This window comes from Sphingomonas sp. TDK1, from assembly GCF_001650735.1.
In the GTDB taxonomy this organism is placed as follows: Bacteria; Pseudomonadota; Alphaproteobacteria; order Sphingomonadales; family Sphingomonadaceae; genus Sphingomonas.
On sequence record NZ_LXVY01000048.1, the window covers coordinates 164,415 to 188,458 of the forward strand.

22 protein-coding genes are annotated in these 24,044 nt (G+C 64.7%); 12 read left to right on the forward strand and 10 right to left on the reverse strand.

Annotated elements, in window-relative coordinates; all coding sequences use genetic code 11:
- Positions 1 to 64: 64 nt before the first annotated feature.
- The 5 genes from A7X12_RS23775 to A7X12_RS23795 all read left to right on the forward strand — a co-directional run bounded on the left by A7X12_RS23775 (position 65) and on the right by A7X12_RS23795 (position 4,174).
- Positions 65 to 694 (forward strand): DedA family protein, encoded by a 630-nt coding sequence (locus A7X12_RS23775; protein ID WP_064313908.1) that lies wholly within the window; start codon positions 65 to 67, stop codon positions 692 to 694.
- A gap of 214 nt (positions 695 to 908) precedes the next feature.
- Positions 909 to 1,106 carry a preprotein translocase subunit SecE gene (secE, locus tag A7X12_RS23780; protein ID WP_064313909.1) on the forward strand — a complete coding sequence of 66 codons (198 nt, stop codon included), beginning with the start codon at positions 909 to 911 and terminating at the stop codon, positions 1,104 to 1,106.
- Positions 1,107 to 1,122: 16 nt separating this feature from the next.
- A complete protein-coding gene (gene nusG / locus A7X12_RS23785) occupies positions 1,123 to 1,662 on the forward strand; it encodes a transcription termination/antitermination protein NusG (RefSeq protein ID WP_064313910.1) in 540 nt (179 codons plus the stop codon).
- A 310-nt stretch (positions 1,663 to 1,972) separates the two neighbouring features.
- The gene (locus A7X12_RS23790; protein WP_064313911.1) at positions 1,973 to 2,581 is read left to right on the forward strand and encodes a TIGR02594 family protein; all 609 of its coding nucleotides are present in this window, start codon (positions 1,973 to 1,975) and stop codon (positions 2,579 to 2,581) included.
- Between the two features lie 114 nt (positions 2,582 to 2,695).
- Entirely contained in the window at positions 2,696 to 4,174 is a 1,479-nt protein-coding gene (locus tag A7X12_RS23795; protein WP_064313912.1) for a hypothetical protein, read from the forward strand.
- 108 nt (positions 4,175 to 4,282) lie between these two features.
- Here A7X12_RS23795 and A7X12_RS23800 read toward each other — a convergent pair whose 3' ends face one another.
- Together A7X12_RS23800 and A7X12_RS23805 are read right to left on the reverse strand one after the other, a co-directional pair.
- Entirely contained in the window at positions 4,283 to 4,891 is a 609-nt protein-coding gene (locus tag A7X12_RS23800; RefSeq protein ID WP_064313913.1) for a general stress protein, read from the reverse strand.
- A 27-nt stretch (positions 4,892 to 4,918) separates the two neighbouring features.
- Positions 4,919 to 5,230 (reverse strand): hypothetical protein, encoded by a 312-nt coding sequence (locus A7X12_RS23805; RefSeq protein WP_064314116.1) that lies wholly within the window; start codon positions 5,228 to 5,230, stop codon positions 4,919 to 4,921.
- A 172-nt stretch (positions 5,231 to 5,402) separates the two neighbouring features.
- Between A7X12_RS23805 and A7X12_RS23810 the strand changes: the two genes are divergently transcribed.
- Positions 5,403 to 6,488: an AI-2E family transporter gene (locus tag A7X12_RS23810; protein ID WP_064313914.1), complete on the forward strand. Its 1,086-nt coding sequence runs from the start codon at positions 5,403 to 5,405 to the stop codon at positions 6,486 to 6,488.
- Between the two features lie 90 nt (positions 6,489 to 6,578).
- On the opposite strand, the gene A7X12_RS23815 is transcribed toward A7X12_RS23810, so the two are convergent.
- Positions 6,579 to 7,748, reverse strand: a complete 1,170-nt coding sequence (locus A7X12_RS23815; protein ID WP_157105708.1) for a hypothetical protein — start codon at positions 7,746 to 7,748, stop codon at positions 6,579 to 6,581.
- A gap of 512 nt (positions 7,749 to 8,260) precedes the next feature.
- Here A7X12_RS23815 and rplK point away from each other — a divergent pair.
- From rplK to A7X12_RS23835, 4 genes are all read left to right on the forward strand, one after another.
- Positions 8,261 to 8,692, forward strand: a complete 432-nt coding sequence (gene rplK, locus A7X12_RS23820) for a 50S ribosomal protein L11 (RefSeq protein WP_064313916.1) — start codon at positions 8,261 to 8,263, stop codon at positions 8,690 to 8,692.
- Between the two features lie 4 nt (positions 8,693 to 8,696).
- Positions 8,697 to 9,389, forward strand: coding sequence for a 50S ribosomal protein L1 (gene rplA / locus A7X12_RS23825; protein WP_064313917.1), 693 nt, complete (start codon positions 8,697 to 8,699; stop codon positions 9,387 to 9,389).
- 320 nt (positions 9,390 to 9,709) lie between these two features.
- Entirely contained in the window at positions 9,710 to 12,349 is a 2,640-nt protein-coding gene (locus A7X12_RS23830) for a TonB-dependent receptor (protein WP_064313918.1), read from the forward strand.
- Between the two features lie 228 nt (positions 12,350 to 12,577).
- On the forward strand, positions 12,578 to 13,291 hold the full coding sequence (locus tag A7X12_RS23835) for a hypothetical protein (RefSeq protein ID WP_157105709.1): 714 nt from the start codon (positions 12,578 to 12,580) through the stop codon (positions 13,289 to 13,291).
- Between the two features lie 45 nt (positions 13,292 to 13,336).
- Here the strand turns inward: A7X12_RS23835 and A7X12_RS23840 are convergent, their stop codons facing one another.
- The 6 genes from A7X12_RS23840 to A7X12_RS23860 form a co-directional block, all read right to left on the reverse strand.
- The gene (locus A7X12_RS23840) at positions 13,337 to 16,123 is read right to left on the reverse strand and encodes a TonB-dependent receptor domain-containing protein (protein ID WP_443029323.1); all 2,787 of its coding nucleotides are present in this window, start codon (positions 16,121 to 16,123) and stop codon (positions 13,337 to 13,339) included.
- Between the two features lie 212 nt (positions 16,124 to 16,335).
- Complete coding sequence (locus A7X12_RS23845) at positions 16,336 to 16,572, reverse strand: hypothetical protein (protein WP_064313921.1); 237 nt, start codon at positions 16,570 to 16,572, stop codon at positions 16,336 to 16,338.
- A 10-nt stretch (positions 16,573 to 16,582) separates the two neighbouring features.
- On the reverse strand, positions 16,583 to 17,596 hold the full coding sequence (locus tag A7X12_RS23850) for an inorganic phosphate transporter (protein ID WP_064313922.1): 1,014 nt from the start codon (positions 17,594 to 17,596) through the stop codon (positions 16,583 to 16,585).
- A gap of 8 nt (positions 17,597 to 17,604) precedes the next feature.
- Positions 17,605 to 18,705 (reverse strand): DUF47 family protein, encoded by a 1,101-nt coding sequence (locus A7X12_RS23855; protein ID WP_198162165.1) that lies wholly within the window; start codon positions 18,703 to 18,705, stop codon positions 17,605 to 17,607.
- A gap of 177 nt (positions 18,706 to 18,882) precedes the next feature.
- Complete coding sequence (locus A7X12_RS25325) at positions 18,883 to 20,079, reverse strand: hypothetical protein (protein ID WP_084446050.1); 1,197 nt, start codon at positions 20,077 to 20,079, stop codon at positions 18,883 to 18,885.
- Positions 20,076 to 21,329: a hypothetical protein gene (locus A7X12_RS23860; protein WP_064313923.1), complete on the reverse strand. Its 1,254-nt coding sequence runs from the start codon at positions 21,327 to 21,329 to the stop codon at positions 20,076 to 20,078. The genes A7X12_RS25325 and A7X12_RS23860 overlap by 4 nt, the downstream gene beginning before the upstream one ends.
- A gap of 564 nt (positions 21,330 to 21,893) precedes the next feature.
- Between A7X12_RS23860 and rplJ the strand changes: the two genes are divergently transcribed.
- A complete protein-coding gene (gene rplJ / locus A7X12_RS23865) occupies positions 21,894 to 22,409 on the forward strand; it encodes a 50S ribosomal protein L10 (RefSeq protein WP_064314118.1) in 516 nt (171 codons plus the stop codon).
- A 59-nt stretch (positions 22,410 to 22,468) separates the two neighbouring features.
- Entirely contained in the window at positions 22,469 to 22,846 is a 378-nt protein-coding gene (rplL, locus tag A7X12_RS23870; protein WP_064313924.1) for a 50S ribosomal protein L7/L12, read from the forward strand.
- A gap of 84 nt (positions 22,847 to 22,930) precedes the next feature.
- Here the strand turns inward: rplL and A7X12_RS23875 are convergent, their stop codons facing one another.
- Entirely contained in the window at positions 22,931 to 23,983 is a 1,053-nt protein-coding gene (locus A7X12_RS23875; protein WP_064313925.1) for a hypothetical protein, read from the reverse strand.
- Between the last annotated feature and the right edge of the window lie 61 nt (positions 23,984 to 24,044).

The following is a 24,044-nucleotide window of genomic DNA, read 5'->3' on the forward strand; positions in this document are numbered from 1 at the left end:
CTTCGCTGCACCGCGGAAAAAAAGCGGCTTCCCAAATGGATCGGCCTGCCCCAACCAAGCGCCCATGGTCGAAAAGATTCTGGGCATTCTTGCCACCTTCACCATCGGCGTCATCTCCAGCGGCGGCTATCTCGGCATCGCCCTGCTGATGGCGATCGAATCCGCGTGCATCCCGCTGCCGTCGGAAATCATCATGCCGTTTGCCGGCTATCTGGTCTCCACCGGCCGGTTCGATCTGTACCTGGCGGCGACCGCCGGCGCGATCGGCTGCAACCTGGGCTCGATCGTCGCCTATGAAGTCGGCAAGCGCGGCGGGCGTCCGCTGGCGCTGCGCTGGGGCAAGTATCTGCTGATCGGCCCGGGCGAGATCGACGCGGCGGACCGGTTCTTCGCGCGCTGGGGCAGCCTGGCAGTGCTGATCGGCCGCCTGCTGCCGGTGATCCGCTCGTTCATCGCCTTCCCGGCCGGCGTCGCGCGGATGAAGCTGGTGCCGTTTCACGTCTACACTTTCCTCGGCAGCTGGCCGTGGTGCTTCGGCCTCGCCTGGGTGGGCATGACGCTCGGCGAGAAATGGGACAGCGATCCCCGCATGAAGGCCGCCTTCCACAGCGCCGACGCGCTGATCGGCGTGGTGCTGATCGGGCTGGTGGCATTCTATATCTGGCACCGCGTACGGGGCATGAAGCAGCGCTGAGGTCCATCGGATCCTCCCCCGCCGGCGGGAGGGGGGCCGCGCAGCGCGCTCGGAGGGGGAGGAAGCGCGTTGCCAACCCGACTTGCGCTGCGCGACACGATCCTCTAGATACGGCCCCCTAGCCGAAAGCGTGGGTGGATTGCACCGGTTCCTGGGAAGGACCGGGCAGCGGCCCCATGCCCGAAGCACCAACGTTCACACGAGGATAGCCCCAGTGGCGAAGACCAGCCCCGTCGAATTCGTGAAGCAGGTCCAGACCGAGACCCGCAAGATCGCCTGGCCGACCCGCCGCGAGACGATCATGACCGGCGTGATGGTGATGATCATGACGACGCTGCTCGGCAGCTTCTTCCTCGGCATCGATTCGCTGTTCGATCTGATCGTCAACGCCCTCCTCCGCCTCGCGCAGTAAGGAAAGACCAACAAGCATGTCGCGCTGGTACATCATCCACGCCTATTCCGGTTTCGAGGGCAAGGTCCGCGACCAGATCCTGGCCGACGCCACCCGCCTGGGTCTGGATCGCCTCGTCGAAGCCGTCGAAGTGCCGACCGAGACCGTCACCGAGGTGCGCCGCGGCAAGAAGATCCAGTCCGAGCGGAAGTTCTTCCCGGGCTATGTGCTCGCCAAGCTCGAGATGAACGACGACGTCTATCACCTGGTGAAGAACACGCCGAAGGTGACCGGCTTCCTCGGCAGCTCGGGCAAGCCCCAGCCGATCAGCGAGGCGGAAGCCGCGCGCATCCTGAACACCAAGGAAGAAGCGGCCACCGCGGCGCCGAAGGCGAAGCTCAAGGTCGATTTCGACATCGGCGACACGGTCAAGGTCATCAGCGGCAACTTCGCCACCTTCTCGGGCGTGGTGGAAGAGCTGGATTACGACAAGAACCGCGTGAAGGTCTCGATCTCGATCTTCGGTCGCGCAACCCCGCTGGAGCTGGGTTTCGAGGACGTCGAACGGATCAAGTAAGCCGCCCTCTTCGGGCGACACCTGCGAAATCGAAGAAGCCGGGGTATATCGCCCCGGCTTTTTTGTTGTGGCAGGGCCGCGGACCGTCGCAGATCGCCTCCCTGCCGGCATGCCGGCGCCTGCCCCCGCTTCCGGTGCCAATTCAGCCACTTCCGCGGCAAATCAGCGACAAACCAGTGACAATGCTTCTCGCTCGCCTTCCATGCGTTATCGGAATCTTTCGGCGAATAGTATCCGATTTTAACCAGATTCGACTATTCTGCATTCCTTGTTATACTTTCGAATCTTCGACTGATTCGGAGTATACACCATGTGGAATCTACCGAGCCGCTTCGCCTTTTTGCGGGACGAAGCAGAATTGCCGGCAATGGTGCACACCGCACTCGATCTACTGGGTACCAAGGAACTTGCCGGCACCGCCAACAACCCCGGCATCTTGGAGTGGGCGAAGGAGATCAACGAGATCTGCAAGCGCCCCTATGACAATTGGGCGGAAGACTTCTTCAATGCGGACTCGATCCCCTGGTGCGGGCTGTTCCTCGGCGTCGTCGCCGCCCGGACCTGCCAGAACCGGCCCGAACGCATGCCGCCGAACAAATATCTGAGCGCCCTTGCCTGGGCCGACTGGGGCACGCCGGGCTCGACCCACACACCGCCCTCGATCGACGATATCTGCCTGGGCGACGTGATCGTGCTGCGGCGGGACGGCGGCGGCCATGTGTTCCTCGCGCTGGGCGTCAGCCGCGACGGCAAGCGGATCTTCGGGATCGGCGGCAACCAGTCCGACGCGGTGACCATCGCCGATTTCGACGCCGAACGGCTGAAGGCCGTCCGCCGCCCGGTCTATAATCGCCGCCCCGCCGGTGCGCGCCACATTGTTCTCGCCGAAAAGGGCGTGCTCTCCGTCGACGAAGCCTGATCGACTGCCCGGGCGGCAGCACGTCGCGCCGCCGCCCCACTACCGATCGACACGCAGAACGCCGCCCTCAACGCGGCGCGGTCTCCGCAGCGGAGCAGTGGGAGGAGGAAATCGATGAACTGGCACATCCTTCTGGCGGCCGCGTTCGCCGCCCTGGTGCCACTGGCGCTGATCGTGACCGGCGTGGAATTGCGCAAGGTGCGGCTGCGGATCGTCCAGGACCTCAAGAACTCGGTGTTCAGCAAGGTCGACCGGGACCTGCCGCAACTCGCGCTCGCCCAGGCCCGCTACGATCAGGCGAAGGACAATGGCAGGACGCTCGGCGGGCGGCAGGACCAGCTGAAGCAATATCTGGGCGGCAGCTTCTACTTCGCCGTCTCCTTTGCCGGCTTCCTCCTCCTCTTCGATCCGATCAGCGCGCTTCTCAGCGCCAGCGGCCCGGCGCTCGGCGTGGTCCCTGCGATTTTCTGGCTGCCCCTCCCCCGCGCCACGCCCCTGCTGGAGCTGGAAGCGATGCGCAAAAGCGCGGCGATCGCGGGCTTTGCCTTTCTCGGCGGCTATGTGTTCAATCTGCGCTACCTGATCCGCCAGACGCTGAACCAGGAACTGAGCGCACTGGCCTTTGTCCGCGCAGGGCTGCGCCTGCTGCAGGGCGTGGTGCTGGCGGAGGTCCTGTACCATATCGGCGCCGCCACCGCCGTCGGCGCAACGGCGAGCGGCACCGCCGTCGGTGCCGGTGCCTTCGCGACCGCCTTGGGCGCTGCCTTCGTGCTCGGCTATTATCCCGATGTCGGCCTGGGGCGGATCGCGCGCTTCGTGTCGATCCAGGTGAAGCAGATCGACGAGGATGCCCTGCGCCACTGCAAGTCGATCCCGCTCGAGGTCATCGACGGGATCGACCAGGAAATCAGCTTCCGCCTGCAGGAAAGCAATCTGTACGACGTGCAGAATCTCGCCGTCGCCAACCCGATCGAACTCTATGCCGAATCCCCCTATACGCTGATCCAGGCGTTCGACTGGGTGCTTCAGGCGCAGCTCTGCCTCGTCGTCGGGATCAACCCGTTCTTCGCGCTGAAGCGACACGGCATCCGCACCATCTTCGATCTCGAGCGCGCGATCCTGTCCACCGGCGCGCCGCCCAGTTATGTGCGCGGCGTGCTGACGGTCGTGCTGTCGGAGGCGGATGACGATTTCAAGAACATGGTCGGCGTACCCGCCGCCAACGGATCGCTGGCGACGCTTGCCGACGAGGAGGTAGTGAAGATCGCCCGGCATATCGTCGCGATCGTTGCCGACGACCTGCACGTCCATCGCCTCCGGGCGTTGTGGACGGCGATCAAGAACAGCACCGCCGGCTCGCACGACGACAGCCCCGTCTGGCTGTTCGATGTGGGATGGCTCCCGGGCGACCAGCCCCATTCGCGGGAAGGTTGCGGGCCGGACCGTCCCCGCGACGGCGGTGCCGAAGGCTCGCCGGAGGATGCCGCCGCCGAGCGACCGACGGGCCCCAGGCCCGATGCGCCGACCAGCGGACGCCCCGCGCGTGCACGCCCTGCCCATGCGGCGCAGGACCAGCCGGCACCGGCGGACTGATCCGCCCGCAACCGCGACCATCAAGGACGGACGGTCGCGTCCGCGCGATGCCGGGTTCGGCCGGGCGAGAGCCGGAACCTGCGTCCCGCCCCCACCCGTCCGGACCGATCAGAGTACCGTCGGCTCGCGATAGGCGGCGCGTTCGCGCTCGATCTCGTCGCGCGTATAGGCCGGTGCCTTGTCGTCGAACGCGGTCCAGCCGGACTGGCGATAGGCCGCACCGCGCGTCGCGGCATCGACGCCACGACCGTTCAGCACCGATTCCGCCCGGGGCGCCAGCTCGTCGGACACGCGGGCGCTCACCAGCGTCCCACCGCGGCGCACGCCCTCGGAATAGACATGCGCATCCGCCTCGCTCTCGCCGGCATTCTTGAGCGCACCGACGATGCCGCCCGTGGCCGCGCCGCCGATGCCGCCGATTGCGGCACCCGCCGCGGTCGAGGCGAGCCAGCCGGCCGCCACGATCGGGCCGAGCCCCGGGATCGCCAGCAGGCCGAGTCCGGCGAGCAGGCCGCCCACGCCGCCCAGCGCCGCGCCGGTCGAGGCACCGCGCGTCACATCGCCATGTTCGTTGACGTCAGTGACGTCATGGTCGCCATGCGTATTGTTGGCGACGATGCTGAGATCGCTGTGCGGCACGCCGAGGCGCTCCAGCTCGCTCACCGCGGCCTTGGCATCGGAATAATCGTCGAACAGACGGGTAATGGTCCGGCTCATGGCATTTCTCCTGCAGAAATCGGGGGGTTAGCGCGCGGTGATGTTGCCCTTGTAGTCGAGCGTCACGGTCACCTTCTTGCCGTTCTTCATCGCCATGCCCTGCCAGGCGCCGTTCTCGGTGCCCTTCAGCCCGGCGATGTCGGTATAGCCCGCCTTGGCGAGCCGGCCCTTGGCCTGGCTTTCGGTGAAGGAGCTGTGGCCCTTGGCGGGTGCTGCGACATGGTGCGCGGTGCCGTCCTTGACGACCGGGTTGTGCGAGCCCGACTGGCCGCTGCTCTGCGCAGCCGCCCCCGTCGTCGCGAGCCCAAGCGCCGCGACGGCCATGATGATGCGTTTCATGCCCATTCCTCTCATTATCGAAGCTGTCCCCGCCCCGCCGAACCTCCCGGCGATGTGGAGAATTTCCTAAACCTCCGAACCACTTGATAAGTTCATCGGCCCGGATCATTGGCCGCCGCTTGCCAGCGACGCCACGCGCCGCCACTGTTCCCGTCGAACATCGGGGAAGCCAATGCCGCAGACCACTAAAGCCCAGACCCGCGCGCGCGTGGTGCTCGCCGCCGCCATTGCCGCCGCCGCCTTGTGGATCGGGATGGCATTCGTGCCGGCGGTGCTCTGGGCGGGGGTGCTCGCGATCGGGGTGGAGCCGGTCCGGGTTTGGCTGAGCGCACGGATGCCCGGCCGTCCGACGGTGGTCGCCGCGCTGCTCACCCTCGCCATCCTGCTCGTCGTGCTGATCCCGCTGTCGATCGCGATCAGCCAGGCGCTGGTCGAGGCGCAGTCCGTCGCCGCCTGGATTTCGGATGCCCGCGCGCACGGCGTGCCGCTGCCCGACTGGGTCGCCCGGCTGCCCTGGGGCCGCGAGCAGGTCACCGCCTGGTGGAATCTCCACCTGGTCACCCCGGAAGCCGCCGCCGCCGAGTTCGGCCGCCTGGATCAGTCGCTGTGGCGCAGCCATTCGCAGGCCTTCACCCACAGCCTGATCCGCCGGGTGGTGGTGTTCGCCTTCACCCTCGTCGTGCTGTTCTTCCTGCTGCGCGACCGCGACAATATCGTCCGCCAGCTCGAGCGCGGCGCGACCCGCGCGTTCGGCGACGCCGGCGATCGGCTGGGTCGCCAGATCTTCGCGGCGGTGCGCGGCGCGGTGGACGGCATGGTGCTGCTGGGGCTGGCGCAGGGCATCCTGATGGCGATCCTGTTCGCGATCGGCGGCGTGCCGCACCCGATCCTGCTCGGGCTGTTCTCGGGGCTGGCCTCGATCATCCCGTTCGGGCTGGCGGTGGTGCTGGTGCTGGCGCTGCTGCTGCTGCTCGCCAAGGGCGCGGTGATGGCGGCAATCGTGGTCGGCGCGATCGGCTATGCGCTCAACTTCGTGATCGACCATTTCCTGCGCCCGAGCCTGATCGGCGGCACCACCCGCCTGCCGTTCGTCTGGGTACTGATCGGCATCCTGGGCGGCGTGGAGACGATCGGGCTGCTCGGCCTGTTCGTCGGCCCGGCGGTGATGGCGGCGCTGGTGCTGCTGTGGCGGGAGTGGGTGGCCGAGGGCGATATCGGCGGTGCCGAGGCCGGGCATACGGCGGAACTGCGGCCGTGAGGTTCAGGGCGCGGGCTGCCGCGCTTGCCACGGGCCTCTTGCGAGCTCGCTCCGGGATGGAGCCCTGCCGTCTGCCCCCTGCCCCTCAGTCTATTCGTCTGCCATCAGCACATACGCACGCGACGTGCCGCTGATTCCCTGCCGGTCTCGGGCATCATAGTCGAACCATATCAGCCGTCGCCCGGAGGCCAGTCTCCTCAGGGTGAGGGTGCCGTCGGCCGCCTGCGTGACGGAAAGATAACTGGCGAACTGCGCCGGAACCCGTACGGCGGTCAGCTGGACGGCTTGAACGTTCAGGGGGCCTCCCACCGTCAGATCGATATCGTTGCACGTCGGAGAATCCGTGCCCGTAGCGCATTGACTTGCCAGCATCGTCTGGCTGATCGCGACAATCTTGAAGTAATCGACCACCGGCGCAAAGGTCGCGGATGCAACGGCTATTGGCTGAATGCTGCCGAACTCCAGAAATCCGGCGACTAGATCGTCAGACGTGATTGCGGAAATGCGAGAAATTTGCGCGGCGGTGGGTGCGCTGGTGTTGAATAGTATGTCCAGCTCGGGCAGCACCAGCAACCGCAAGCCATACTCGATGTCGGCGATCCGCGCCGCCGTCGTCAGATGCCGATCGACGGCCTCGCCGAAGCGGGCGAGCAATTGCGCAGCAGTGCGGCGGCCCGCATCGTTGGTAAACGCGGCGCGCCTTGAGCGGTTGAGGATTTGCAGAACCGAATCGGGCGCGTTGAAGTTGACCGGACCGGCGAGAAGCTGCGCCCGCACGGCGTCGAGATTCGGCTTCACCTCGATCGCTCCGGTGGCCGTCGGGTTGCCCGTCGTTTCGAGGCCGGCCTGCGCCAGCAGCTTCAGGTTGAGTGCCGTGACCTGCCGGCCCCGCACCTGCGTTGCAATGTCAGGCCTGGCCAAGGCGGCGAAGCCGTCGAAGTTTCCGAGCTCAAGCCCGGTGAGATCCAGGCCCATGTTGGTCGCGAGGACGCGTTCGTCCGTCGTTCCGAACAGGCTGGTAACGGGCGAATAGATCGCCGCCCGCAGCGGCGCGCCGATTTTGGTGTAGACGAAGCCAGTGAGCGCGCTAGCGCCGGACAACTGTCCGATGAAGCTGGCCTCCGCCGGCGGCGTGGTCGGGCTTTGCCGCCCAACAGCGTCACGGCCGAACTCGCCGGATCGATTGCTCACGACCCCAACATCGGCGTTGCCCTGAACGGAATCGCCAAAGAGGCCGCTGCCGTTCGTGTCGAAGATCACCTGACTCACCATCGGCGCAGCGGCGACGGCCCGGAAGGGCACGTTGGCGGACGGGCTCGAGGTGGGCGTTGGCGTCGGGGCTGGCGTCGGCGTGGGGGCCGGTGCGGGTACCGACGGCGCTCCGCCCGAACCTCCACCTCCCCCGCCGCCGCATCCACTCACCGCAAGTGCCAACAGCATCGCCGGAAACGTCAGAGCGCGCATATTTTCCCCTCGCCCGCCATCGTAGAGTAGCGAACCACGCTCGTCCATGGGCCTAGCGGTAGCATGGCTGGAACGCTGACGGACGGATTCCCCGGCCGCAGGACTGGCCAGCGGTCCCGGTGGCACCGCGCGCTGTCGCGCCTCGCCCGCCATCCATGCTTGCAAGGACGGAAAGCGGGCCTCCTCGCCCCCTTGCCTCCCGCCCCCCTTTCCGCTAAGGCCGCGCGCTTCCAAGCACACAGCTCGGGAACCATGCGGGAGGCGGCCTCTGGTCGTCGCTTGTACCGCTCGACTTGAAAGAGAGTGACATGGCTAAGAAGATTACCGGCTATATCAAGCTGCAGGTGGCCGCCGGCGCCGCAAACCCCTCGCCGCCGATCGGCCCTGCCCTGGGTCAGCGCGGCGTGAACATCATGGAATTCTGCAAGGCGTTCAACGCCGCGACCGGTGACGTCGAGAAGGGCACGCCCCTCCCCACCGTCATCACCGTCTATGCGGACCGTAGCTTCTCGTTCGAGACCAAGACGCCCCCGGCGACCTATCTCCTGAAGAAGGCGATCAACCTGAAGTCGGGCTCGAAGGAGCCGGGCAAGGCTGTCGCGGGCAAGATCAAGCGCTCGCAGCTGGCCGAAATCGCCCAGGTGAAGATGAAGGATCTGAACGCCAACGACATCGACGCGGCGACCAAGATCATCGAAGGTTCGGCCCGCGCGATGGGCCTCGAAGTGGTGGAGGGCTGATTCCATGGCAAAGCTGACCAAGAAGCAGAAGACCTGGACCGTCGACCCCGTGAAGCTGCACGGCGTGGATGAAGCGATCGCGCTGGTGAAGCAGTATGCGACCGCCAAGTTCGACGAGTCGATCGAAGTCGCGCTGAACCTCGGCGTCGATCCGCGCCACGCCGACCAGATGGTCCGCGGCGTCGTCACGCTGCCGGCCGGCACCGGCAAGACCGTGCGCGTGGGCGTGTTCGCCCGCGGCGCCAAGGCCGAGGAAGCCCTGGCTGCCGGCGCGGACGTCGTCGGCGCCGAAGACCTGATGGAAGCCATCCAGGGCGGCAAGATCGATTTCGATCGCTGCATCGCCACCCCGGACATGATGGGCCTGGTCGGCCGTCTCGGTAAGGTGCTGGGTCCGAAGGGCCTGATGCCGAACCCGAAGCTCGGCACCGTGACCATGAACGTCGCCGAAGCGGTGAAGGCCGCCAAGGGCGGTCAGGTGGAATACCGCGTCGAAAAGGCCGGCATCATCCACTCGGGCATCGGCAAGGTGAGCTTCTCGAACGAAGACCTGCGCCGCAACTTCGACGCGCTGGTCGACGCGGTCGTCAAGGCCAAGCCGGCGGGTGCCAAGGGCAAGTACCTCCAGAAGGTCGCGCTCTCCTCGTCGATGGGCCCGGGCGTGAAGGTGGATACCGCGGAAGTCGCCGCGGCCTGATCCTTCGGGAAACCAGACAAACGAAAAGGGCCGGGAGCGATCCCGGCCCTTTTTGCATGCGCGGCCGTATCCGCCGGGGACACCGGGCGAATCATCGGATCGGCCGGCGCGCTCGGTCGCCACGCCCCCACGCGCCCCGCACGACGCGCCCGCGAACATCTGCAACAATTTGCAAACGTCGCCACTTTTTTTGTAACCTCACCGAAACAAATTGCGCGGCGCCTGTCATGGATGTGACGCGGATCCGACGCCGAGACGTTCGACACCCCGATTAGGGGGCGCCCTTAAGACCAATAAGGGTCCAAAGGGAGATTCCATCCATGCAACCTTGTTCCGCGCTGCTTCGCGCGTCGTCGGCGCTCGCCCTCGCGATGGGCACGCTCGCGCCTGCCTATGCCCAGACCACCCCGCCGCAGGACGATGCGGGCGCGCAGGAGATCGTGGTCAACGGCAGCTATGCCCGCAGCCTCGCCGCCGCGACCGAAGAGAAGCGCCGCGCCGAATATGGTCTGGATTCGATCAGCTCCACCGACATCGGCAAGTTCCCGACCCAGAACGTCGCCGAGGCGCTCCAGCTCGTCACCGGCGTCGCGATCACGCGCCCGCGCGGCGAGGGCCTCTATGTCAGCGTCCGCGGCCTCGGCCCGCAGTTCCAGAGCACCTTGCTCAACGGCCGCCCGGTCGCGCTCAACGACCTGATCGAGAATGGCGGCGCCAACGGTCGCCAGTTCCGCTTCGAGATGCTGCCCGCCGAATTCGTGTCGAACATCGACGTGGTGAAGACCCCCACCTCGGACATGACCGAGGGCGCGCTGGGCGGCAATATCGACGTGCGCACCTTCCGCCCGTTCGACGTGGGCAACAAGGTCACCGCCAACCTGCGCGGTACCTACACCTCGCAGACCAAGAAGGTGAAGCCCAACGCCACGCTGATCGGCAGCCACACCTTCGGCGACACCTTCGGCATCCTCGTCGGCGCGCAATATTGGGGCAAGTCGGTCCGCAACGACCGCTTCATGAACTTCGGCTGGAACCTCGACAAGTTCACCAAGCCCGCCCAGGGCGGCCTCCCGTCGGGTCTCTACGCCCCCACCCGCACCCGTCCGACGATCGAGACCGAGGATCGCAAGCGCATCTCCGGCCTCGTCTCCGCCCAGTGGCGCCCGACCCCCGAGCTGGAAACCACGCTCGACGTGCTCGCGACGCGCCTCGACGTCGCCTATGACGAGTTCGGCCTCGACATCTACCCGGACGACACCAGCGTCGCCGGGCACACGCCGAAGATCGATCCGACCACGGTCAAGCTCCAGGGCAACACGATCGTCGGCGCGACGATCAACGATGTCCGCTTCATGGCCAGCCGCGAATACAGCCTCAACCGCCACGACCTGCTGACCATCGGCCTCAAGCAGAGCTGGAACCACGATCGCTTCCACGTCACCGCCAACCTCAACTGGTCGTCGGCCCACAGCTTCCACCCGAGCAACGCCGAAGGCACCGTGCGCAGCCGCGCGATGTTCTTCGCGCCGCTCACCTATGACGCCTCGGGCGGCTACAAGGTGCTGCCGACGATCACCACCCCGGTCGACGCCAACAACCCCGCCAACTACCAGCTCTACACCTTCAACATCGCGCCGAAGAACAGCAAGGACTGGGACAAGTTCGCCCGCCTCGACGGTGCGTATGACGTGGGCGGCTTCCTCCGCAAGATCGCGGTGGGCGCCGAATATCACTGGCGCAAGCGCGACTATTGGCGCCGCGACTTCACCGTCAACCCGGCCGCCAACACCCCGCTCAGCTCGCTCGGCACCGGTGCCTATCAGCCGCTGCCCTATGACGACTTCCTGAAGGACGTATCCGGCAACGTCCCGCGTACCTGGCTCGCGCCGGTCACTTCGGCCTATTACAACGCCTTCTTCACCAGCGCCGTCGCCAACAGCCCGCTCACCGCGAGCGATCTGGCATCGACGTTCAAGACGACCGAGAAGACCGCTTCCGCCTATGCGCGTCTCGACTATGGCACCATGCTGGGCGGCGTGGACATCACCGGCAATGTCGGCATCCGCTATGTCCACACCGACCAGAACGCCACGGGCTATCTGCGCACCGGCAACAACACCACGCCGGTCGCCTTCCCCAAGACCTTCAACGACTGGCTGCCCAGCTTCAACCTGAAGGCGGACCTGACCAAGACGCTGGTCGCCCGCTTCGCCGCCAGCCGCGTGCTGACCCGCCCGAACGTGACGGACAGCGCGCCGAAGATCACCCTTTCCACCGACGCGCCGACCGCGAGCGGCGGCAACCCGCAGCTGCTGCCCTTCCTCGCCACCCAGCTCGACGGTGCGCTGGAATGGTATTTCAATCCGCGCGGCGCGCTCACCGGTGCGGTGTTCTACAAGGCGATGGACAACTACATCACCGCGCAGAACGTCAACATCGACATCCCGGGCCGCGGCACCGTGCTCCTGTCCACCCAGGTCAACGGCGGCAAGGCGAAGGTGTACGGCGTCGAGGCCGGCTACAACCAGGTGTTCACCTTCCTCCCCGCGCCGTTCGACGGCCTGGGCATGCAGGCGAGCTACACCCACACCTCGGTCAAGGCGAACTACACCGCCGGTGCGCGTCCGATCGTGGACCAGATGATCGGCCTGTCGAAGAACAGCTTCAACGTGGTCGGCTTCTACGAAAAGGGCCCGATCTCGACCCGCCTCTCCTATGTGTGGCGCGACCGGTATCTGTCGGGCATCGGCAGCACCACCCAGGCACCGACCTATACCGCGCCGTTCGGCACGCTGGACGGCAGCATCGGGTACAAGCTGCTGCCGAACGTCCAGCTCAGCGTCGAGGCGATCAATCTCTCGGGGGCCAAGCTGTACACCTATAACGACGACCCCAAGCGCTTCGGCGAGATCAACTATTGGGGCCGCACCATCCTGTTCGGGGTCCGCGCCGAGTTCTGATCCGAACCCGTCGAAACCTACGGAAAAGGCCGGGAGCGATCCCGGCCTTTTTTGTGCACGGAAGCAAAGCATCCTTCCCGCGGGGGCAGGCTGCCGTGCCTGTAGCCACCATTTACCACGATGGTTTACACGTTCTTTATGGTTGTTCGTGTTTTGTTCACATGCGGCGCGACGTGCGAGGCATGCAGGCCTCCAAGGTCGTACGTACGTGAAACATCAAGAGGAAGAATGACCGACAACGCCACCGAGTCCGAAGCGCCGTCCATCGGCGGTTCGTATATTGCTATGCCAGCTGCGGGATCCCCTCCTGCACTCCGCCCCGGCGAGAGGGGTGCCGCCTCGTCTTTTCGACCGTGGACCGACACGACTCTGCTAATGGGCGGCATAGGCGGACTATTCTACTTTGCTGGATGGTCGTACGAGCAAGCATATTACATGCGCTTCGCGATCGATCCCTCGATCATCTCCACATCCTCCCTCACGCTGGCACTGGATGGGGTGCGTGCTCTGATCTTCTCTATCGCCACCATGGCCCCGTGGATGATGATCGGAGCAGTCCTACTGATGCTGCTTGCGGTTAGCGCAGAATGGCTAGACAGGCGCTATTTCCCCGCCCGTTCGACGCGCAACCTCACGTCGTTTGGCATCACCCTATTTTTGTCGTTGCTCGGCATCACGGGCCTGATGCTGCTCCTTGGCAGCAATAGTGCCGGTGCACGCACCGCCGGAGACCGCATTCGCAACGTTCGCGAGGGCAATGTCTGGAACTATCATCTCGATAGCGAGACGCTCTCCGGTGTGGCGATCGGTCAAAATGCTCAGGCTAGCTGGATTCTGACCAAAGCTGGCGTTCGTCAGATAAAGACCGACGCAATCCGCACGATCGACGGCCCGTTGCTAAAGCGTGTGGCGGAGAGCGCGGGACAGCTGGAGAAACACTAACCGCGAAGAAGAAGGGCCGGGTTGCCCCCGGCCCTTCCCCCCTCCTCAGAAGCCGTAGGACAGCCGCAGATAGCCGAACTGGCCCGGCAGATCGTAGGTCGTCGGATCGAAGTTCGCGCTCTGGCAGGTGAAGCAGGGCGGCGGCGAGCGGTCGAACAGGTTGTTCACGCCGATCGTCAGCCGCGCGCGGTGGTTCATCCAGGCCGGGGAGAAATAGGCCTGCAAATCGCCATAGAATACCGCGCCCAGACGGTGGACGCCGTCGCGCTCGTCCACGCCGCTGATGTAGCGCCCGGTGAAGGAGATGCCGTAGCCCGGCGTCGACCAGTCGGCCGTCGCATTGGCCTTGAAGCGCGGATAGGCCTGGTCCGGGCTGCCCCGCTCGGTGCCCGCGAAGCGCAGCGCAGGCGCGCCGAGGTCCGCCGGCGGCAGCACGTCGTAGCGCAGCAGATAGGCGGCATTGGCGTTCACGCCCACCGTCCCCTCGCCGATCTTGTGCGATCGGAAGGTGAAGGTGCCGTCCAGCCCGTCGGTCTTGATCCCGTTAAGGTTGAGCAGACGCCCGCTGATCCCGGCGATGGTGCCGTTGCCGTTGCGCTGGATCGCGGCGCAGCTGATCGGGTCGGCGTTGAACGCGCAGCGCCGCAGCGTCAGCGTGCCCGGCACCGAGTCGATCGCGTTCGTCAGCTTGATGTTGTAATAGTTCACCTCGAGGCTCAGCGCGCTCGCCCAGCCCCTGGCCCAGCTCGGGCTGTAGACGCCGCCGGCCGTCCAGGTCTTCGCCGTTTCGGGCTTCAGCGCGGTGTTGCCTTGCGAGAAGATGCCGATCTGTCCGCCGGTCGGCTCCTTGTAGCTGCCGTTCGCCGGCACACCGTTGGCGATGCAGTTCGCCCGCACCGTCGCGTTGGTCTGGAAGAAGCCGCCCGCCGCGCTGGTGCAGGGATCGTCGATGCCCGCATCGGTGCGCGACAGCCCCGCATAGAGTTCGCCGATGCTCGGCGCGCGCAGGCTCTCGGCATAGCCGCCGCGCAGCAGCAGGTCGGCCACCGGCTTCCACAGGCCGGAGGCGGTGAAGGTGGTGTTGCTGCCGAACGACGAATAGTTGGAGTGGCGTACCGCGCCGTCCAGCTCCAGCTTGTTGAAGAAGGGGGTGTTGGCCAGCAGCGGCACGCGCAGCTCGCCATAGACTTCGTCGACCCGGAAGCCGCCGCGCGACGGGCTCGTCGGCACGTCGGCGCCAAGGCCGGCGACGATCACCGGATCGGGATCATAGCTGGCGAACTGGTCGCGATGTTCATAGCCGATGGCCACGCCCACCGGGCCCGCCGGCAGGTCGAACAAGGTGCCCGACAGGTTGGCCGTGGTGTCCCACAGCCGCTGCGAGCTGCGGTCGCGCTCGTCGAATGCGACAAAGCTCAGCATCGCCGGCGTGATCGAGCCGAGGCCGCCGAAGAGGTTGAACGGCACGCAAGCGCCCGTGCACGCGCCCACCGGGCCCAGCGCCTGCGCCAGCTTCCCGGCGTTGATGTTGCCGGTGAACAGCTGCTTGGCGTCGTTGAAGCCGAACGTGCCGTTCACGTCCCAATACCATTTGCGGCCCGCGACATCGAACGATCCGTCCAGGGTCAGCGTGCCCGACATGGTGTCGACATTCTGGGTGAAGACGCGCTGCCCCGCCTCCACCATGCGCCGCGCGATGAAGGAGAAGTTGCCGTTCGCCTGCGACAGTGTCTGGCCGAAGGGATTGTACGGGTTGGTCGCGTCGATCGAGATGGTGTCGAGCAGGTTGCCGTTGCCCGCGTCCGGCCCCACGAACAGCGGCAGGAAGGCCGCCTGGGTGCGCGAGTAGCGGTGGTTGTACAGCAGCTTGACGCGCATGTTGATGCTGTCGGTCAGCGCCTGCTTGAAATTGAGGAAGCCGCCATAGCGCTCGGAGGGGGTGAGCAGATAGTTGTAGGGCGCGAAGTTGAACCGGTCTGCGGTGGTGAAATCCTTGAAGTCGGTCGGATAGTTCACCGCGCGTCCGGTCACCGGCGCCTTCAGCGTCAGGTCCTGCCCCAGCACGTCGAAGCGGCCATTGGGGGTCGCGCCGCTGCAGCCGCCGACCGGGTCGGAGCAGCTGGTCTGGCCGGGATTGGGAAACTGCGAGATGGCGCGGTCGCGCGTGAACATCTCGCCCTGCTTCACATAGCTCGCGCCGACCACCAGCGACGTGCCGGTCTCGCGCGACTGGATGCCGTAGCTCGCCTCATATTGCTGGGTGGTACCGTCGCCCTGGCGATAGGTGCCATATTGCGCCGAGGCGCGCAGCCCTTCCTGGCTCTGCTTGGTGATGATGTTGATCACCCCGGCCACGGCGTCCGAGCCGTAGAGCGGCGACGCGCCGGATTGCAGCACCTCCACCCGCTCGATCAGGTTGACCGGCAGGGTGTTCAGGTCGACCGAGGCCGGAATGCCGCCCGCCGCCGATCCGTTGACGAAGCGCAGGCCGTCCACGAGGATCAGCGTGCGCTTGGCGGCGAGATAGCGCAGGTCCACCTCGGCCGAACCCGAGCTGACGCCCGTGCCGTCCGGCGGCCCGCCGACATTGCCGGCATTGTTGACCTTGGTGTTCAGCCCGCCCGCCGCGCTCGGCAGGCGCTGGAGCACGTCGGCGATGGCGGTGAGGCCGGTGCGCGCGATCTCCTCCTGCCCGACGGTGACGACCGGCTTGTCCTGATCGAGGGGGCTCCGCCGGATGCGCGAGCCGGTGACGACGATGTCGTCCTGGGGTGCGCCGGCGCCGGTGGTGGCGCTGTCCTGCGCGAAGGCCGGCGTCGCCGCCATCCCCATGGCGAGTGCGAGTGCTGCAAGACTGCAGGTAGTACGTCGGTACGATGCGTGCATGTGGGTCCCCTCGATCCAAGCCGTTCGTTGCGACACCCTCTCTTGGTCTGTTTGTAACAAAACAGACGCACGGACGGGGGTTTGGCAAGAGGGGATTGCGCAAATGGGTTAATGATTGAAATAGTGTTGCCCAAGCGCCACGCTGGGCAGACGCCGCTTCACCCCGCGCCCTCGCCGCGCACGTCGCTCCACACGAGCAGCCCGCCGCCCAGCGTGGTGAAGACGCAGAGCATCGCCGCGCTCCACCGGAACGCGCCGCCCATCAGCAGGATCAGAATCGGGAGCGAGCCGAGCAGCGCCAGCAGCGCGCCCAGCGCAGCCTCCCAGCGCCGCGATGCGAGAGTCCAGAACAGCGCCCCGAGCCACAGCAGATCGAGGGCGAAGAGCAGTTCCAATCCGCCTGCCTCAGAACAGCCTGGTCAGCGCGTAGAACAGGGCACCCACCGCGGCCGACGCCGGCAGCGTCACCACCCAGGCGACGACCACGTCGCTCGCCACGCCCCAGCGCACCGCCGAAGCCCGCCGCGCCGTACCCGCGCCGATCACCGCCCCGGTGATGGTATGCGTGGTCGACACCGGGATCCCCAGCCACGACGCGCCGAACAGGATGATCGACCCGCCCAGCGACGCGCTGAACCCCTGGTGCTGCGACAGCTTGGTGATCCGCGAGCCCATCGTCTCGATGATCTTCCACCCGCCGGTCATCGTCCCCAGCGCGATCGCCACATAGCAGCTGATCGCCACCCAGTGCGGCACCTCGAACTTGCCGTGCAGATAGCCGGTCGAATAGAGCAGCACGGTGATGATCCCCATGGTCTTCTGCGCGTCGTTCAGCCCGTGGCTGAGCGAATAGGCGCCGGAGGAGATGAGGTGCAGCACCCGGAAGCTGCGCTCCGCCCCGCTCGCCGTGGCGCGGCGGAACAGCCAGCTCGTCGCCAGCATGATCGTCATCGCCAGGATCATGCCCAGCGTCGGCGAGAGCACGATGGCGAGCAGCGTCTTGTCCAGCCCGCTCCACTGGATGCCCTCGAACCCGGCATGCGCCACGCCCGCGCCGATCATGCCCCCCACCAGCGCGTGGCTGGACGAGGACGGGATGCCCTTCAGCCAGGTCACGATGTTCCAGAACATCGCCCCCACCAGCGCGCCGAACACCACGCCCGGCGTGATCAGGTCCTTGTCGATCAGCCCCTGCCCGATCGTCTCGGCCACCTTGTGCAGGCTCGGCACCGCGATCGTCACGAAATAGGCGGCGAAGTTGAAGAACGCCGCGAAGGCGACCGCGTGCACCGGCTTCAGCAGCCGCGTCGCGACCACGGTGGCGATCGCGTTGGCGGCATCGTGCAGGCCGTTCAGAAAGTCGAACAGCAGCGCGACGATGATAAGCCCGATGAGCAGCGGCAGGGCGAGTTCATGCATGGGATGGATCAGGCGTGATCGATGACGATGCCGTCGATCTCGTTCGCCACGTCCTCGAACGCGTCGACGATCCGCTCGAGATGCTTGTACAGCTCCCGCTGCACCGCGAACTGCAGCGGATCGCGCGGCCCCAGCTCCTTGTAGCCGCGCTTCAGCCCCGCCGCATGGATATCGTCGGCATGGCTTTCCATCCGCACCAGCCGTTCGGTCAGCTCGTGCAGCCGCGCGCCGTTGCGGGCGACGTCGCGCAGCAGCGGCATCGCCTCCAGCGTCAGCCGCGCGGCATCGACGACGATCCCCGCCATGTCCTTCATCTCGGGCTCGAAGGCGTCGATCTCGTACAGGTCGATGGCGCGCACCGTGGCCTGCATCTCGTCGATCGCATCGTCCATCGATCCGATCAGCGCGGTGATCGCGCCGCGATCGAACGGCGTGAGGAAGGTCACCCGCACCGTCTGGAGCACCTGGCGGGTGATCTCGTCGGCATCATGCTCGCGCTCGATCACTTCGCGGATATGGTCCCTGCCGCCATCCTGGAGCAGCCGCGCCAGCGCATCCGCCCCCGCCACCACCGTTGCCGCATGCGCTTCGAACATCTCGAAGAAATTGCCCGTGCGGGGCAGCAGCCGTTGGAACCACGCAAACATTCGATTGACCTTTGATTTCTGGACGACGGTGTCGAGCACGCCCCGCCGCCTTGTGGCCGCGCGAAACTCTTCCGGGCCGAAGGAGCGGATCAGGTCGCGCAGATCGGGCTCGTCGACGGAATCGGCGGCCTCGGCAAGGCTGAACCATTTCCGCTGGCGTTCCGCCTGCTCCTTCCAGGAGTCCAGCTCACGGGTGACCGAGAAGGGAAACACCTCGACATCGACCATCAGCGACGCGCCGTTGCCGCGCTTCTTGCGATAGCGATAGGAGCCGAGCGGCGTGGGGCAGATGACCCCCTGCACGCCCGCTTCCTCCTCTGCCTCCAGCGTCGCGGCGGCATGGCTGCTGAGCCCGGAGCCGGGATTGCCCTTGGGCACCACCCACCGCCCGCTGCCGCGCGAGGTGACCAGCAGCACCTGGGTAGGCGCGTCGGCACCGGAACCGAGGGTGCGATACGGCAAGGCGGCAATCTGGCGAATGGGATGTGCTCCGGAGACGAAGCGCGGTGTTACAATTTTGGGGTGGGATGGCAAGGGAGGGGGGCAAACGGGAGACGGCCGCGTGGTATCCACATGTTCACGACGCATCCCCTGCATCGCAATATAAATCTATAATATCTAAAATATCAAACACGTTTTTTATAAGAGCTTTCCATCTTCGGTGCCAATATCCGAACTCTTCGCTACTCCATTTTCGTCAGACATAAGTTCGTCTACAGTCGAGGCAACATTATCGCCCCCGTCTGCTGTAGCAATTTTCGGACGCCAAATAGCCGAAAACACCACTCTTTCGACCCCTACGAAATCCAGAACCGCACCCAAGTATGTCTTGGCATCTAAAGACAAAGAGTCGAAATGGGGACACTCAATTTGATAGGCCGCTTCTTCTAAGTCACGAGCAGCATTAAAGAGCCTGTCTGAGTTTGCCATCTTGGCAGCAACCTCTGCCAGCCCCTCAGCAGGAACCCGCCGAAGCGCGTCAGCAAACCCCTGCTTCACAACCTCTGCCAAACCGATACCATTTGGAGCAAACTCACGAATGGCCGCTTCTGTCCATCTCAGTTTCTCCGCCGTTCCTTTTGGATCGTCTCCGAAACGGATCGCATCCGTCAAGGCATTCAGCCGCTCTTGGAGCGGACGTAATGCAGACTCACCCGACGCGAAATCCAAAGCCGCCGCCGAAATAGCCGCACTAAAATATGTTAGCCTTGTGAGCACCTCAGCACTATCTGCATTAGGATGAACCTGCAACGCAGCCTTAGCAAAGAACTGCGCGCCCTCTACTGCCGTATTAGCACATGACGGACCAAATCGGTCAGCTACTGAAGATTTAATTGTAACAAACGCATCTCGAAGCTTTTTAGAAGATCTCGCCTCATCAATCGCTTCAATCTTCTCATCTAATTGCTCATTAGACAACCGACAGGAAATAGTTAAGCGATGACTTGACTTAAGGCGCTGCAGATCACCATTATCAATCCAGAGAACGTTATGCTTGCGAGCAAGTTCACGAAGTGGGCGGCGGGAATCACTTGTCGCCACACCAGCAGCCTCAACTTGTATTAAATCAGCAAGCCCTTTTACAAAGAAAAGCCTTTCTGCAGCCTTCGGATGCCCATTATCCTTGATATCTATAATGATCCGGCGCCTAGCGAGCGTCGCTGAGCGCTCATACACCCAAAGATCAATGTCGGTCAGTTCATCCCCGCCGTGCCTCAGCTTAACACCGCGGACAACAAAGAACCCTGCACCAAGGAAGTAGGACCGCAACAGCTCTTCGGTTTCGAAGCCCTTCTTCCCGGTCTTCTTTTGTGGAGCACCAGCCTTTCCGCTCACAAGCCACTCCCACCACGAACTGCGCTAAGAAGAGTCCGGGTTTGAGCCCGACTGGCCTGAGACTGATGTTTCCTCAATCCGACTCTCGCCGCTTCGGGAGCCGTATAGCTTCTCATACCAGCGCTAGGGAGCATTTCCAGGGCCGCAGCCGCTGCATTCCGACCCTTCAATACCTCCAAGGCAATGACTCCAACCTCGCGCTTTAACAACCGCATTCTGAAGCCATCCCCCTCAGGCTCCGTCTGAACAACGCGCTCAAGCTCCAGGGCACGGTAATCGTTGCCGATAGCAGTGGCAGGCCCCACACTCCCCCCTTTTATAAGCTTACTCAGCAACAACTCGACCCCCCAAATGCGCCCCCTCTCAGTTGGACTTTGCGTCATGCCGTAGGTTAGCGCGGCAACGAGAGCCTTAGCATGATCGAAAGTGTCCTCCGTCAACGGATCACTAAACTTGTGAAAGGCCCCAGGAGATGTCATTAAAATGTGATCCCCCTCTTCATTTGACACAATATTCATATCATATAGTGCCGCTGCACGAATCTTTGAAAACACACTTTCACCTAGCAACGAAATAGCCAAGTCAGCAGCAACTGCACCCGATGCCTTTATCCTTGCATCAAACTCGTTGATTTTATTTGCTTCATCAGAACTAAGAGAGTCGATAACTCTCTTCGCTTTTAACGCCGTATCTCTACGAAATAAGTTTCCGTTGAAAATTAGCCGATCCTCCCCGACCCCCTCCGAATCAACAAATCCGATTTGAAAAGCTTGATCCAGAAATTCTTTGGCATCGGAGGTTGCCATCTTGTGCAAATCCCCAATGTATTCAAGGGCCCCCCTCGCAGTGACTGGAGCCTGCGATGACACGTCCGCCAAGGTGACAGCAGCCCGCTCAGCGGTCGTCGGCTCGTTATCCTCAAACAAGTCAGCCGCATGAGTAAGCGCAGTTCCGCTAGTTACACCCAAAATGGATACGGAACCAGAAGCCGAGACATCTATCAGCTTTCTATTCTTTAGATGAACCAAGCAAGCAGCCAGTTCCGTTTTCGGGTTAAGATTTCCAATTTTGGCCGCTGCTGTAACCTGATCTGCTGTGAGGGTTGCTTCACTGCTTTCTCCGAGTCTTGCCAGAAGCCCTGCAGACTTCGCTGCTAAGTCAATAGCACTAAACTCAGCAGCGCCTCTGAGGTCAGCAGCAATCTTCCGCCCATGATGCACAACCCACGCACCAATTGTTTTCTTTTCCATATCCCCCTCATGATGATAGATACCTTGGGGAGGGTATTGCGATAGGACGTTAAAGTAAAATGAAGCAGGTCCTTGAAATTGATACCACCTCTTGGTCGCGAGGCGCTCAGCCGTGCTGCTAAGTCAAAAAAGATGTGCTCGCATGAAGTTACTCCCACTTCAGCCGCAACTCCATCTTCTTTGCCCCCCCGCAAGCGCTAGGGACCCGCTGCCTGGCCGCTGCACGGCGCGCTCCTGCCCCCCCCCCCCCTTGACTCCCCACACGAATCCGCTATTGGCCGCGCTCCTTCTTCGGAAGGAATCCGTCCGAGACAGCGAGGGGCCGGGATTTGCCGGTCTTGAAAATACTCGCCTAGACGGGGACAGAATTTACCGGGCTTCGCCGGTCCTGCGCCACAGGCGCGCGGTCTGAAGCGTTCCGGGTCACGCCCCAGGGATAGCATCCCCGGCTTCGTGACGATCCTTCCCCTCGGACATTTGCGCTGGCCCGCGTTCGCGCGCGGGTCGTAACCGGGGCCGCCCTTTCGTTCGCGCGGGGGCAGCCTCATGTATGAGGAGACCGGCATGGATCGTTCCCAGAAGGCCGACGCCGTTGCCGAGCTGAATCGCACCTTCAACGAGGTTGGCGTGGTGGTTGTCACCCGCAATCTCGGCATGACCGTCAAGCAGTCGACGGACCTGCGCAACAAGATGCGTGCAGCCGGCGCGACCTATAAGGTCTCGAAGAACAAGCTCGCCAAGATTGCCACCCAGGGCACCGATTATGCGGTGCTCGCGGACCTGCTGACGGGTCCGACGGCACTGTCCACCTCCGTCGATCCCGTGGCTGCGGCCAAGGTGGTCTCGGACTTCGCCAAGACGAACGACAAGCTCGAAATCGTCGGCGGGGCCATGGGCAATGTGCTGCTGGATGCGGCTGGCGTGCAGGCACTCGCCTCGCTGCCGTCGCTGGACGAGCTGCGCGGCAAGCTCGTGGGGCTCATCGCAGCGCCCGCGACCAAGCTCGCAACCATCACCCAGGCACCGGCGGCGCAGATCGCCCGCGTGCTTGCGGCGTACAGCGAAAAGCAGGCTGCCTGAGCTTCGGCTTCAAGCGACCTTTTTATTATCCCGAAACTTTGAACTGATTGGAGTTTATCATGGCTGACCTCAACGCAATCGTCGACCAGCTTTCCGCGCTGACCGTTCTCGAAGCCGCCGAGCTGTCGAAGATGCTCGAAGAGAAGTGGGGCGTTTCGGCCGCCGCTGCCGTCGCCGTTGCCGGCCCGGCCGCTGGTGGCGCCGCTGCCCCGGCTGCTGAAGAGCAGACCGAGTTCGACGTGATCCTCACCGGTGACGGTGGCAAGAAGATCAACGTCATTAAGGAAGTCCGCGCGATCACCTCGCTCGGCCTGACCGAAGCCAAGGCGCTGGTCGAAGGCGCTCCGAAGCCGGTCAAGGAAGGCGTGTCGAAGGACGAAGCCGAGAAGATCAAGAAGCAGCTTGAAGAAGCCGGCGCGACCGTCGAAATCAAGTAAGCTTTTTCCGGCCTTTCTGAAGGCTGGGAATGCAAAGGGAGGCGGCTCGGCGACGGGCCGCCTCTTTTTTTTGTGCGCGGGATCTTAGCTGCCGGGCGGCGTGTAGCGAATGGCCGCGAGCGCCCGCGGCGCGGGACGATCCAGCCAGATCGGGCCGGGTCTCGCGCCTTGCCCTGCCGTGCCGAGCAGGAAGTCCGCGCCGACGCGGCGGATGCCGAGCCCGGCGCGCCAGCGCAGATCGCACAGCAGCATCGCGGCGAACATCGGCCTGCCCCGCACCGTCACGACGTGCACCTGCTCCCGCCGCAGCGTCATGCGCACGGTTCTGCGCGTGGTCCCGCCTGGCGGCAGATCGACAGCGTCGCTCGGGTCCGTCGAGGGGGCGGAATGAAAGGCCGCGCGCCACCGGTCCTGTTCGGGGCTGGCGCTGATCAACGCGCAGGTCGCGCGCAGGCCGTCGGCCATGACCGATTGCAGATTGATCACGTCGATGTCGACGACGAACGCGATGCTGTCCGCTGCAAACAGCACGTCCGCCTTCGCCACGCGGACCTCGAACGGCTCGGCGGGAGCGCTTGGGGGCAGAAGGGGCGCGGGGGGAGCCGTCACCGCCACCGGCGGGGCAGTCGCTTCCGGCTGCGGCGGCTCGCCCGTCGGCAGCGGCCGGCGGGCACGCGTGCGCCCCGCAAGGCCGCCTGCGACCGCAATCCCCCCTGCGCCGGCGAGGAACCACCACCACGGGAACTGGCCCGGCGGCGGCGGATGCTTCGGCCGCGCGACGTGCGGGGGTATTGGCCGGACCGGCGTCGCAGCCGGCGCGGTCACCTGCGGCGCGGAGGAGGCGCGCGACCGTGGCGGCGGAGCGGCAGGCGCATCGCGTTCGGCGACGGACATCCGCGGCGGCTGCGCCACGGGGGTTGCTGTCGGCCGAGGCCTGGCGAGCGGCACGACGATCGGCTGGACGACCGGCACCGCCGCCGGCTCGGGGCTAGGGGTCGGCGTGGGCGTCGGGCTGGGACCGGCGAGGCGGAAGCGTTCCGGCAGCACGCCGGGGATCGCCTGCGGGGCAGCAGCGCCGGCGCCCCGATCCTGGCCCGATACCGGCGAGGCAAGCGCACCGAGCGCCACCCCCGCCACGATCTGTCTGTATCTACCCCAAGGCACCTGCCGGGGATGGCCGCGGCTAGGTGAACGCTGG